Origin of the sequence: Burkholderia sp. BCC0398 (assembly GCF_902833245.1) — a bacterium.
GTDB classification, from domain to species: domain Bacteria; phylum Pseudomonadota; class Gammaproteobacteria; order Burkholderiales; family Burkholderiaceae; genus Burkholderia; species Burkholderia sola.
In genome coordinates, this window is sequence record NZ_CADFEM010000007.1 from 164,077 (window position 1) to 175,452 (window position 11,376).

The 11,376-nt window shown below is 66.8% G+C and carries 11 protein-coding genes; 5 read left to right on the forward strand and 6 right to left on the reverse strand.

Annotated elements, in window-relative coordinates; translation table 11 throughout:
* Positions 1-107: 107 nt before the first annotated feature.
* The 4 genes from radC to nadB all read left to right on the forward strand — a co-directional run bounded on the left by radC (position 108) and on the right by nadB (position 3,285).
* On the forward strand, positions 108-881 hold the full coding sequence (gene radC / locus HWX76_RS17375; protein WP_050017535.1) for a DNA repair protein RadC: 774 nt from the start codon (positions 108-110) through the stop codon (positions 879-881).
* Between the two features lie 238 nt (positions 882-1,119).
* Positions 1,120-1,353, forward strand: coding sequence for a 50S ribosomal protein L28 (gene rpmB / locus HWX76_RS17380; protein ID WP_004186391.1), 234 nt, complete (start codon positions 1,120-1,122; stop codon positions 1,351-1,353).
* A 17-nt stretch (positions 1,354-1,370) separates the two neighbouring features.
* A complete protein-coding gene (gene rpmG, locus HWX76_RS17385; RefSeq protein ID WP_006478046.1) occupies positions 1,371-1,538 on the forward strand; it encodes a 50S ribosomal protein L33 in 168 nt (55 codons plus the stop codon).
* Between the two features lie 160 nt (positions 1,539-1,698).
* Entirely contained in the window at positions 1,699-3,285 is a 1,587-nt protein-coding gene (gene nadB, locus HWX76_RS17390) for an L-aspartate oxidase (RefSeq protein ID WP_050017536.1), read from the forward strand.
* A gap of 96 nt (positions 3,286-3,381) precedes the next feature.
* Here nadB and nadC read toward each other — a convergent pair whose 3' ends face one another.
* The 6 genes from nadC to purN form a co-directional block, all read right to left on the reverse strand.
* Positions 3,382-4,263 (reverse strand): carboxylating nicotinate-nucleotide diphosphorylase, encoded by an 882-nt coding sequence (gene nadC, locus HWX76_RS17395; protein ID WP_050017538.1) that lies wholly within the window; start codon positions 4,261-4,263, stop codon positions 3,382-3,384.
* Positions 4,260-5,396 (reverse strand): quinolinate synthase NadA, encoded by a 1,137-nt coding sequence (gene nadA / locus HWX76_RS17400; protein WP_176016088.1) that lies wholly within the window; start codon positions 5,394-5,396, stop codon positions 4,260-4,262. Before nadA ends, nadC begins: the two co-directional genes overlap by 4 nt.
* A 129-nt stretch (positions 5,397-5,525) precedes the next feature.
* Entirely contained in the window at positions 5,526-6,722 is a 1,197-nt protein-coding gene (locus HWX76_RS17405) for an acyl-CoA desaturase (RefSeq protein WP_089488751.1), read from the reverse strand.
* A gap of 215 nt (positions 6,723-6,937) precedes the next feature.
* Positions 6,938-8,299 (reverse strand): mechanosensitive ion channel domain-containing protein, encoded by a 1,362-nt coding sequence (locus HWX76_RS17410; protein ID WP_124631844.1) that lies wholly within the window; start codon positions 8,297-8,299, stop codon positions 6,938-6,940.
* Between the two features lie 18 nt (positions 8,300-8,317).
* Positions 8,318-9,583: an RsmB/NOP family class I SAM-dependent RNA methyltransferase gene (locus tag HWX76_RS17415; protein ID WP_050017541.1), complete on the reverse strand. Its 1,266-nt coding sequence runs from the start codon at positions 9,581-9,583 to the stop codon at positions 8,318-8,320.
* Positions 9,580-10,242, reverse strand: a complete 663-nt coding sequence (purN, locus tag HWX76_RS17420) for a phosphoribosylglycinamide formyltransferase (RefSeq protein ID WP_006478038.1) — start codon at positions 10,240-10,242, stop codon at positions 9,580-9,582. The genes HWX76_RS17415 and purN overlap by 4 nt, the downstream gene beginning before the upstream one ends.
* A gap of 123 nt (positions 10,243-10,365) precedes the next feature.
* On the opposite strand from purN, the gene HWX76_RS17425 reads away from it, so the two are divergent.
* The gene (locus tag HWX76_RS17425; RefSeq protein WP_176016089.1) at positions 10,366-11,358 is read left to right on the forward strand and encodes a bifunctional riboflavin kinase/FAD synthetase; all 993 of its coding nucleotides are present in this window, start codon (positions 10,366-10,368) and stop codon (positions 11,356-11,358) included.
* Positions 11,359-11,376: the final 18 nt, after the last annotated feature.

Below are 11,376 nucleotides of genomic sequence, written 5' to 3' on the forward strand. Positions count from 1 at the left end.
CGGCCGAATGGCCCGGCGCAAAGCCAATATTGTAAGTCACCTGAGCGTGCAAGGCGGAAAGTGCGACGACGTCGCGCATGCCGCCCGCCGCCAATGGAGTTCAGACCATGCCATCACCCTGCCTCATCCTGCCGTCGGCCGAATGCCGCGACACCGCCGACGCGCCGGCCGATTCGCCGGCCCGCGTCATCCCGATCAACCGGCGCAAGCGCCGCCCGGCCGACTGGCGGCCCGAGCGGCCGCGCGAACGACTGCTGGAGCGCGGGCCGGCCGCGCTGACCGACGACGAGCTGATCGCGCTGCTGCTCGGCACCGGCAAGCCCGGTCACGACGTCTTCGTCATCGCCCGCGAACTGATCGATCAATACAAGTCGCTGCGCGGATTGCTCGAAGCGGGCGCCGACGATTTCGAGGCGCACCCCGGCATCGGCCCCGCGCGCTCCGCGCGGCTGGTCGCGGTCACCGAGATCGCCCGGCGCATGCTGGAGGAAAAGGCCCGGGACGGCATGCAGATCGATTCGCCCGGCGCCGTCGAGGATTGCCTGCGCATGAAGATCGGCACGCTCCCGCACGAAGTGTTCGTCGCGGTCTACCTGGACGCCCGCAACCGCATGATCGACATCGAGGAAATCGCGCGCGGCTCGCTCACGCGCATGGCCGTCTACCCGCGCGAGATCGTGCGGCAGGCGATGAAACAGAACGCCGCCGCGCTGATCGTCGCGCACAACCATCCGTCGGGCGCGGTGCAGCCGAGCGCGGAAGACCGCCGCCTGACCCGCGTGCTGAAGGACGCGCTCGAGCTCGTCGACGTGCGGCTGCTCGATCACGTCGTCGTCGGCGTCAGCGATACTTTTTCGTTCGCACGGGCCGGTTGGCTGTAGACTGTGGCGCGGCGGCCCTTCCCCAGGGCGCCGCAACGGCGAAGCGAAATTAGGTTTGATTTTTCTGAACTTTTTCTGCTAGAATCGCCGTCTGTCTTTTTTCCAACCAGTTCTAGCCATCGAAGGGCCTTGTCTGTAAGGGCTACGGCGTTCTGAGTGCAGCCATGGATCACGTGGCGGTGCGATGGAACCTTCACCGGCGATCGAACCCCGAATTTAGCGTATTAGGAGTGCTCTCATGGCACGCGTATGCCAAGTAACTGGGAAAGCGCCGATGAGCGGCAACAACGTTTCCCACGCCAACAACAAGACGAAGCGCCGCTTCCTCCCGAACCTGCAAAACCGCCGGTTCTGGGTTGAGAGCGAAAACCGCTGGGTGCGTCTGCGCGTCTCGAACGCCGGTCTGCGCCTGATCGACAAGAACGGCATCGATTCCGTGCTCGCTGACCTGCGCGCACGCGGCGAAGCCTAAGCCCAAGGAGCAGAATCATGGCAAAAGGCGCCCGCGACAAGATCAAGCTTGAGTCGACCGCTGGTACGGGTCACTTCTACACGACCACGAAGAACAAGCGCAACATGCCGGAAAAGATGGCGATCAAGAAGTTCGATCCCGTCGTCCGCAAGCATGTGGAATACAAAGAAACCAAGATCAAGTAATCTCCGGTTTCTGCCAGCCTGACGGCGACCGAAAAGCCCCGCTCCCGCGGGGCTTTTTGTTTTGGCGCGCGCGCTCGCGCCCGACGCGGTATGCTCTCCCCTTTCCGCGGCGACGACCGACGGAACTCAAGATCAAAAAGCGTAACGATGGAGATGCAGCATGAAATTCGACGTGGCGATCGTCGGCAGCGGCCTGGCAGGGCTGTCGGTCGCACTCAACCTGGCCAGCACGCGACGTGTCGCGCTGATCGCGAAACGTTCGATGATGGAGGGGGCAAGCGATCACGCGCAGGGCGGCATCGCGGCGGTCCTCGACTCGGCGGACAGCATCGAGAACCACGTCGACGACACGCTGGTCGCCGGTGGCGGGCTGTGCGACGAAGGCGCGACGCGCTACATCGTCGAGCACGGCCGCGAAGCGATCGAATGGCTGATCTCGCAAGGCGTGCCGTTCACGAAGGACGACGCGGCCGAACTCGGCTTTCACCTGACGCGCGAAGGCGGCCACAGTCACCGCCGGATCATCCATGCGGCCGATGCGACCGGCCATGCGGTGCTCGCGACGCTGTCGGCGCGCGCGCGCCAGCATCCGAACATCACGTTCTTCGAAAACCACCACGCGATCGACCTGATCACGTCGGACCGGCTCGGCCTGCCCGGCCGCCGCTGTCATGGCCTGTATGCGCTCGACGTCGACCACGACCGCACGATCACGATCGAGGCGCCGCATACGGTGCTCGCCACCGGCGGCGCGGGCAAGGTCTACCTGTATACGACGAACCCCGACACCGCGACCGGCGACGGCATCGCGATGGCATGGCGGGCAGGCTGCCGCGTGTCGAACATGGAATTCATCCAGTTCCACCCGACCTGCCTGTTCCATCCGTACGCGAAGTCGTTCCTGATTTCGGAAGCCGTGCGCGGCGAAGGCGGCCTGCTGAAGCTGCCCGACGGCACGCGCTTCATGCCCGCACACGATCCGCGCGCCGAGCTCGCGCCGCGCGACATCGTCGCACGCGCGATCGACTTCGAGATCAAGAAGCGCGGGATCGACTGCGTGTATCTCGACATCAGCCATCAGCCGGAAGCGTTCCTGCGCGAACATTTCCCGACGATTCATGCGCGCTGCCTCGAATTCGGCATCGACATCGCGAAACAACCGATCCCCGTCGTGCCGGCCGCGCACTATACGTGCGGCGGCGTCGTCACCGATCTCGCGGGGCGCACCGATCTCGCCGGCCTGTATGCGGTCGGCGAAACGTCGTATACGGGGCTGCACGGCGCGAACCGGCTCGCGAGCAACTCGCTGCTCGAATGCCTCGTGATCGGCCGCGCGGCGGCCGAGGCGATCGAAGCGGCCGGCTTCGACGCCCAAACGCCCACCGCACTGCCCGCATGGGACGAAAGCCGCGTGTCGGATGCGGACGAGGAAGTCGTCGTGGCCCACAACTGGGACGAACTGCGCCGCCTGATGTGGAACTACGTCGGCATCGTGCGCACCGACAAGCGCCTCGAGCGCGCGAAGCACCGGCTGTCGCTGCTGCGCGACGAGATCCACGAGTACTACGCGAATTTCCGCGTGACGCGCGATCTGCTCGAACTGCGCAACCTCGTCGACGTGGCCACGCTGATCGTGAAAAGCGCGTACTCGCGCCGCGAAAGCCGCGGGCTGCACTACAGCCGCGACTGGCCGCATACGCTGCCGAAGGCGCTGCCGAGCGTGCTCACGCCGCGCTCGCGCCGCTGAGCGGCGCACTGCCCTTCCCGGCGGCGACCGCAGCCCAAGAAAAAAGCCGTTGGCGTGTGCGCGCCAACGGCTTTTTGTCTGACGAACGCGTTTCGGTCAGTCGACGATCCGCATCGAATAGTCGGTCGCCCGCACGTCCTTCGTCAGCGCGCCGATCGAGATACGATCGACGCCCGTCTCCGCGAACGCACGCACCGTATCGAAATTGACGCCGCCCGACACTTCGAGCACGGCCCTGGCCGCCGTCACGCGCACCGCTTCGCGCATCATGTCGAGCGTGAAGTTGTCGAGCAGCACCGACTGCGCGCGATGCGCGAGCGCCGTGTCGAGCTGCGCGAGCGTCTCGACTTCGACCTGCACCGGCACGCCCGACTCCAGCGCGAACGCCGCGTCGAGCGCCTCGCCGACACCGCCTGCCGCCGCGATGTGGTTCTCCTTGATCAGGATGCCGTCGTACAGCGCGAGACGCTGGTTCTCACCGCCGCCCACGCGCACCGCGTACTTCTGCGCGAGCCGCAGCCCCGGCAGCGTCTTGCGCGTGTCGAGGATCTTCGCGCGCGTGCCTTCGACGCGATCGACGTAACGGCGCGTCGCGGTCGCGACACCCGACAGCAACTGCAGGAAGTTCAGCCCGTTGCGCTCGGCCGTCAGCAGCGCGCGCGCCGGCCCTTCGAGTTCGCACACGGTCGAATCCGGCGTCATCCGGTCGCCTTCGCGATAGCGCCATTGCACGACGATCGACGGATCGATCCGTGCGATCACGCCCTCGAACCACGGCACGCCGCACAGCACGGCTTCCTCGCGCACGATGATCCGCGCACGGCGGCGCTCGCCGGCCGGCACGAGGCGCCCGGTCTGGTCGCCGGGGCCGACGTCTTCGGCGATCGCATCGGCCACGTTGCGCGCGATCGCTTCGTCGAATGCCGCGCCGTATTGGGCGCGGACGGCGTCGAACAGCGGGGAGACGGCGTTGCTCATGCGGGCCCCACGTTCGCGAACAGTTGCTGGTCGCGCTGCAGGTCGCCGCTCGCCTGCACGCGCTTCTTGTGTGCAGCCGCGAATTCGAGCATCCGGTCGATCGGCAAACGCGCGCGCTCGCCGATCGCCGGATCGACGAAGATCTCGTTGTGACCGCGTTCGAGCACGTCGGCGAGGTTCGCGAGTCCGTTCATCGCCATCCACGGGCAGTGCGCGCAGCTCTTGCAGGTCGCGCTGTTGCCGGCCGTCGGCGCGGCGATGAAGGTCTTGCCGGGCGCGGCAAGCTGCATCTTGTGCAGGATGCCGAGATCGGTCGCGACGATGAAGCGTTTCGCGTCGAACTTGACGGCCGCGTCGATCAGTTGCGTGGTCGAACCGACGACATCGGCCTGCGCCACGACGTTTTCCGGCGACTCGGGATGTACGAGCACCTTCGCGTCCGGATATTCGGCGCGCAGCAGGTCGAGCTCGATGCCCTTGAACTCGTCGTGGACGAGGCACGAGCCCTGCCACAGCAGCATGTCGGCACCGGTTTTCTTCTGGATATAGCTGCCCAGATGGCGGTCCGGCGCCCAGATGATCTTTTCGCCGCGCGCATGCAGGTTGGCAACGATCTCGAGACCGATCGACGACGTGACCATCCAGTCCGCGCGCGCCTTCACGGCCGCGCTGGTGTTCGCGTAGACGACGACGGTACGGTCCGGATGCGCATCGCAGAACGCCGAGAATTCGTCGACCGGGCAGCCGAGGTCGAGCGAACAGGTCGCGTCGAGGTCGGGCATCAGAATCCGCTTGTTCGGGCTCAGGATCTTCGCGGTTTCGCCCATGAAGCGCACGCCGGCGACGACCAGCGTCTGCGCGTCGTGATCGCGGCCGAAGCGGGCCATTTCGAGCGAATCCGCGACGCAGCCGCCCGTTTCGTCGGCCAGCTCCTGCAGTTCGGCATCCACGTAGTAGTGGGCGACCAGCACGGCCTTTTCACGGGCGAGCAACGCCTTGATGCGCGCCTTCAGCGCAGCGCGCTCCTCGGCGGACGGCGCGTCGGGCACCTTGGCCCATGCCTGTCCGACGCCACACACGGTCCCCGTTGCGATGGGCCGGTCGTACTCGACGGGTTTGATCGTCGATTGCATCTCCATATCTCCTGCCCCAAACCTCATACCAATCCCGGCGCCGCCGATCCGTCAAAAACCAGCGGCCCAAATGAAAAAACCCCGCCAACGCGGGGTTTGTGACGTCCTGAGATTCTAATCGATTTCGAATCAGGCGTAGCGACGCAGGCGTGTCGCGAATTCCTGCAGCGCCTTGATGCCGCTTTGTTCTGCGCGATGGCACCAATCCTGCAATTGCGCGAGAAGCTGTTCGCGCGATGCGGTCGAACGATCCCAGATCGCGGCGAGATCCTGGCGCAGCTGGAAGTACGTATGCAGCTTCTGGCTGTTCGCGAAGATTTCCGGCAGCAGCTTCTTCTGCGGCTCGTCGAGGCCGTCGGCGTCCTTGTGGAACCATTTGCGCGCGCCGCGCATCAGCTGGTACTTCTCGCTCGAACCGAGTTCCTTCAGATGCGCGAGCTCCTGACGGTACGCACGCTTCACGGCCTTGCCGTAGCGCGCCATCACTTCGTAGCGGTTCGACAGCACGGCCTGCAGCGTTTCCTGATCGAGCACCGTCTTCGGCTTGTTCAGGCGCGGCGTCGGCGCGACCTTCTTCACCTTCGCGAGACCGAAGGCCGACATGATGCGGATGTACATCCAGCCGATGTCGAACTCGTACCACTTGTTCGACAGCTTCGCCGACGTCGCGAACGTGTGGTGGTTGTTGTGCAGTTCCTCGCCGCCGATCACGATGCCCCACGGGAACAGGTTTGTGCTCGCGTCAGCCGAGTTGAAGTTGCGATAGCCCCAGAAGTGACCGAAGCCGTTCACGACGCCAGCGGCCCAGAACGGAATCCAGACCATCTGCACGGCCCACACGGTCAGGCCGAGCACGCCGAACAGCGCGACGTCGATCACCATCATCATGCTGATGCCGAGAATCGGGTACTTCGAGTACACATTGCGCTCGAGCCAGTCGTTCGGCGTGCCGTGGCTGAACTTGCGCATCGTCTCTTCGTTCTTCGCTTCCGCGCGGTACAGCTCGGCGCCCTCGAGGAACACCTTCCAGATGCCGCGCGTCTGCGGGCTGTGCGGATCTTCCTCGGTCTCGCACTTCGCGTGGTGCTTGCGGTGAATCGCGGCCCACTGGCCGGTCAGCATGCCGGTGGTCATCCAGAGCCAGAACCGGAAGAAGTGGCTCGCGATCGGATGCAGCTCCAGCGCGCGGTGCGCCTGGCAGCGGTGCAGGTAGACGGTCACGCCGATGATCGTGACGTGCGTGACGGCGAGCGCGAACAACGCGACTTGCCACCACGAAAAATGCAGGAGCCCGTGGGAAAGAAAATCGAGCACAGAATTCAACAAGGCAGTTACCCGTGATGAGAGCGACGCCACGCTGGCGTCAGAAGAATGAAAGCATACCGCGTGTAGACCAGAATTTTACTTCAACCGCTCCAAGTCTTTGTAAAAAATGAATATTTTCTTGCCCTGACGCAATCCGCGCGGTCCATGCGCGGACTCGGAAAGCCCCGCGATCCGGTTTCGGCCGCGGAATCGGTACGATTGACCGCCCGCGCCCGCTACGCCGGCGGCGCGTGCCCGTCCAGCGCACCGTTGGCCGCCGCGCCCGCCGCGAGAAAGCCGTCCGGCAGCCCGACCACGCGCACTTCGCGCTGCGGAAACGGAATCGAGATCCCGTGCTCGCCGAACAGCCGCCAGATGTTGCGGTTCACGCTCGAGCGCACGCCCGACGTGCCTTTCGCCGAATCCTCGATCCAGAAACCGAGCTCCAGATCGATCCCGTCCGCGCCGAAACTCACGAGGTACGGGGTCGGCGCCGGCTCGGCCAGCACGCGCGGCACGTCCTTCGCCGCGTCAGCGAGCAACGCGAGTGCCTGCTCGACGTCGCTCGTGTACGCGACCTGCACCGCGACCTTCGCATAGCCGCGCGTCAGGTACGACGACTGGTTCTGCACGACGTCGGTGATCAGCTTCTCGTTCGGGATCAGCGTCTCGTTGCCGTCGAGGCCGCGCACGACCGTGTAGCGCGTGCGGATCTGCGTGACGACGCCCTGCAGCCCGCCGACGCTGATCGCATCGCCGAGCCGCAACGAGCGGTCGAGCAGGATGATGAAACCCGACACGTAGTTGCTCGCGATCTTTTGCAGCCCGAAGCCGAGGCCGACGCCCACCGCGCCGCCGAATACGCCGAGCACCGTCACGTCGATGCCGACGAGCGACAGCCCGATCAGGATCGCCGCGAACACGAGCAGCGCGCGGCCGACCCGCGACAGCACGACCTTCAGGTTGGCGTCGAGCGTGCTCGCGCGCGACAGGCGATCCTCGAGCACCGAGCCGAGCCACATCGCGACCATCAGCGTCACGCACACCCACAGCGCGCCGGAGATCACCGACAGCAGCGTGAGGTGCGCGGTCGCGACCCGGAACTGCACGCTGTCGAGCCAGCCGAGCACGTCGCGCTGGATGCCGAGCACGGTCATCACCATCGCGGCCCACACGACGGTCGACACAATCTTCTCGACGATCGACAGCCACGCGTGCGTGTGGCCGTCGCGTGCGAACACGCGCCGCGCGAAGAAGAACAGCACGTAGATCAGCCCGATGCCGAACAGCGGCACGAGCGCGAGCGACAGCAGCGACGTCGACATGAACGGCTCGAACGCGAGCTGCGCGCCGCCGACGAACACGCTGCCGAACAGCGGAAACAGCGCACGCTTCAGGCTCTGCGCACCCGCGCCGGGCGCGCGCCCGGCCGCCCGCCGCCGCGCATCGATCCGGCCGTGCACGAAACGCGCGGCCACCCATGCGAAACACAGCGCACCGACGAGGATCGCCGCCTGCCAGATCATCACCGGCTGGTGGAAATCGCGAATCACCGATTCCAGCCGGTGCGACAGCAGGCGGCTCTGCAGATTCTCCATCGTCCGTCCGGCCGGTCGTTACTGCGCGGCGCGGCGTTCGAGCACCGCGGCGAAGAAGCCGTCGGTCGCATGACGGTGCGGCCACAGCGACAGGTAGTCGCCCGTCTCGAGCTCGATGCGCTGGTCGGCCAGCACCTGCTGCGCCGGCACCAGCACGAACTCGGGGTGATCGGCGAGGAACTGCTCGACGATGCGCTCGTTCTCGGCGTCGAGCACGCTGCAGGTCGCGTAGACGAGCCGGCCGCCCTTCTTCACGAGCCGCGCGGCGCTCGCGAGGATCGACGCCTGTTTCGGCGTCAGCTCGTCGATCGCGGTGCGCGTCTGGCGCCACTTCAGGTCCGGATTGCGGCGCAGCGTGCCGAGGCCGCTGCACGGCGCGTCGACCAGCACGCGGTCGATCTTGCCGGCGAGCCGCTTGATCTTCGCGTCGTGCTCGCTGTCGATCAGCACCGGGTTCACGTTCGACAGCCCGCTGCGCGCGAGGCGCGGCTTCAGCTTCGCGAGGCGCTTCTCCGAGATGTCGAACGCATAGAGGCGCCCGGTCGAGCGCATCATCGCGCCGAGCGCGAGCGTCTTGCCGCCCGCGCCCGCGCAGAAATCGACGACCATCTCGCCGCGCCGCGGCGCGACCAGCGAGCACAGCAGCTGGCTGCCTTCGTCCTGCACCTCGATCGCGCCTTCCTCGAACAGCTTCAGGCGCGTCAGCGCCGGCTTGCCGACCACGCGCACGCCGAACGGCGCGAACGGCGTCGCGCCCGCGTCGATGCCGCTCACGCGCAGCGCTTCGATCACCTGGTCGCGGCTCGCCTTCTGCGCGTTGGCGCGCAGGTCGAGCGGCGCCGGGTAGTTCAGCGCGGCGGCGAGCTGCGCAAGCTCGTCCGCGTCGAAGCGGGCCGACAGCGCCTGGTGAATCCAGTCGGGCAGGTTCGTGCGAATGCGCACGGGCAGGCTCGCCGGATCGATCTTCGACACGTGCTCGAGCCATGCGGACTCGGTGTCGGACAGGAACGGCTTCAGCGCATTGCGCCCCATCGTCTGCATCAGGCCGAGCAGCGTCAGGCGCCGCGCGGGCGTGCCGGTGCCGCTCTCGGCCAGATGCGAAAACTCCATCTTCCGGCGCAGCACCGCGAACACGGCCTCGGCGATCACGCCGCGCTCGGCATGCCCGAGCTTCGGGTGCGCGCGGAAGAACCGGCTCGTCGTCGCGTCGGCGGGGCCGGCGAACTTCAGCACCTCGGCGAGCAGGGTTTCGGTCTGGCCAATCAGGAATCCGTGCAGCTTCATACGCCCTCACTCGTTTCGGTTTGCGGTTGATCCGCGAAAATCCAGCGCGCCTCTTCGGGCGCGACCACTGCACGGCCGTCCTCGAGGCGCAAACGCCCCTCGACGAACCAGCGCACCGCGCGCGGATACAGCACGTGCTCGACCGTCAGCACGCGCCGCGCGAGCGCGGCCGCGTCGTCGCCGGCGCGCACGGGCACCGCGCCCTGCGCGACGATCGCGCCGCTGTCGAGCTCGGGAATGACGAAATGCACGCTCGCGCCATGCAGCGCGACGCCGGCATCCAGCGCCTGCTGATGCGTGTGGATGCCCTTGAAGCTCGGCAGCAGCGACGGATGGATGTTCAGCAGCCGGCCTTCGTATCGTCTGACGAATGCGGGCGTGAGGATGCGCATGAAGCCGGCGAGGACGACGAGATCGGGCGCGAAACGGTCGATCTCGGCGGCGAGCGCCGCGTCGAAGCTGTCGCGGCCGTCGAACGACCGGTGGTCGACCACCGCGGTCGCCACCCCGTGCGACGCGGCAAAAGCCAGCCCGGCCGCATCGGGCCGGTTGGCGATCACGGCGGCAATCTCGGCCGGCCAGCGTTCCTGCGCGCACGCGCGGACGATGGCCTCCATGTTGCTGCCGCGACCGGAAATCAGGATCACGAGTTTTTTCATCCGCGAATTTTACCATTCGCCCTCGCGTTTCCCGCCTTCTCGGCCGTCGGGCCGCCCGAACGTTTATAATCTTCTGCTTTGCGGCATCCCACCGCCCATTCCCCCGACGCTGCATCCGCTATCGTGAAAGTCTTCCGCGGCCTGCCCAACGCCGAGAGCCGCGCCCCGTGCGCGTTGACGATCGGCAACTTCGACGGTGTCCATCGCGGGCACCAGGCCCTGCTCGCGCGCGTGCGCGCGGCAGCGGACGCACGCGGCCTGCCCGTGTGCGTGATGACGTTCGAGCCGCACCCGCGCGAATTCTTCAACCCGGCCGGCGCGCCGCCGCGCATCGCGATGCTGCGCGACAAGCTGGAAGCATTGCGCGACCACGGGGTCGACCGCGTCGTCGTCGAGCACTTCAACCACACCTTCGCGAGCCAGTCGCCGCAGGCGTTCGTCGAGCGCACGCTGGTGAACGGGCTGCACGCGCGCTGGATGATGGTCGGTGACGATTTCTGCTACGGCGCGAAGCGCGCGGGCACCTTCGACACGCTGAAGGCGGCCGGCGAGCTGCACGGCTTCGAGGTCGAACAGATGGGCACGGTGTCCGGCAGCGACGGCACGCGCATTTCCAGCTCCGGCGTGCGCGCGGCGCTCGCCGCGGGTGATCTCGACGCGGCCGCGCAGGCGCTCGGCCACGGCTACGCGATCAGCGGCCACGTCGCGCACGGCCTCAAGCTCGGCCGCGACCTCGGCTTCCCGACGCTGAACCTGCCGATCGCGCACAAGCGGCCGGCGCTCGCGGGCATCTTCGTCGTGCAGGTGCACGGCCTCGGCCCCGAGCCGCTGCCCGGCGTCGCAAGCCTCGGGCTGCGCCCGACCGTCGACGATTCGGGCGGCGTGCTGCTTGAAGTCCACCTGCTCGACTGGCACGGCGATGCGTACGGCAAGCTGATCCGTGTCGAATTCCTGAAGAAGCTGCGCGACGAGGCGAAGTTCGACGATCTCGAGGCGCTGTCGCGCGCGATCGCGCTGGACGTCGCGAATGCACGCGCTTATTTCGTCGAACGCGACCGTGCGCCGGGCAGCCGCGCGACGGGCTTCGCGACGTCGGCTACCGACCGAATTAGCTGATCCGGACGGCGGCGCCTC

What these genes read in the sequence shown, in the direction of transcription:
- radC (WP_050017535.1), top strand. Translation starts at nt 108, where the DNA reads ATGCCATCACCCTGCCTCATCCTGCCGTCGGCCGAATGCCGCGACACC.
- rpmB (WP_004186391.1), top strand. Translation starts at nt 1,120, where the DNA reads ATGGCACGCGTATGCCAAGTAACTGGGAAAGCGCCGATGAGCGGCAAC.
- rpmG (WP_006478046.1), top strand. Translation starts at nt 1,371, where the DNA reads ATGGCAAAAGGCGCCCGCGACAAGATCAAGCTTGAGTCGACCGCTGGT.
- nadB (WP_050017536.1), top strand. Translation starts at nt 1,699, where the DNA reads ATGAAATTCGACGTGGCGATCGTCGGCAGCGGCCTGGCAGGGCTGTCG.
- nadC (WP_050017538.1), bottom strand. Translation starts at nt 4,263, where the DNA reads ATGAGCAACGCCGTCTCCCCGCTGTTCGACGCCGTCCGCGCCCAATAC.
- nadA (WP_176016088.1), bottom strand. Translation starts at nt 5,396, where the DNA reads ATGCAATCGACGATCAAACCCGTCGAGTACGACCGGCCCATCGCAACG.
- HWX76_RS17410 (WP_124631844.1), bottom strand. Translation starts at nt 8,299, where the DNA reads ATGGAGAATCTGCAGAGCCGCCTGCTGTCGCACCGGCTGGAATCGGTG.
- HWX76_RS17415 (WP_050017541.1), bottom strand. Translation starts at nt 9,583, where the DNA reads ATGAAGCTGCACGGATTCCTGATTGGCCAGACCGAAACCCTGCTCGCC.
- purN (WP_006478038.1), bottom strand. Translation starts at nt 10,242, where the DNA reads ATGAAAAAACTCGTGATCCTGATTTCCGGTCGCGGCAGCAACATGGAG.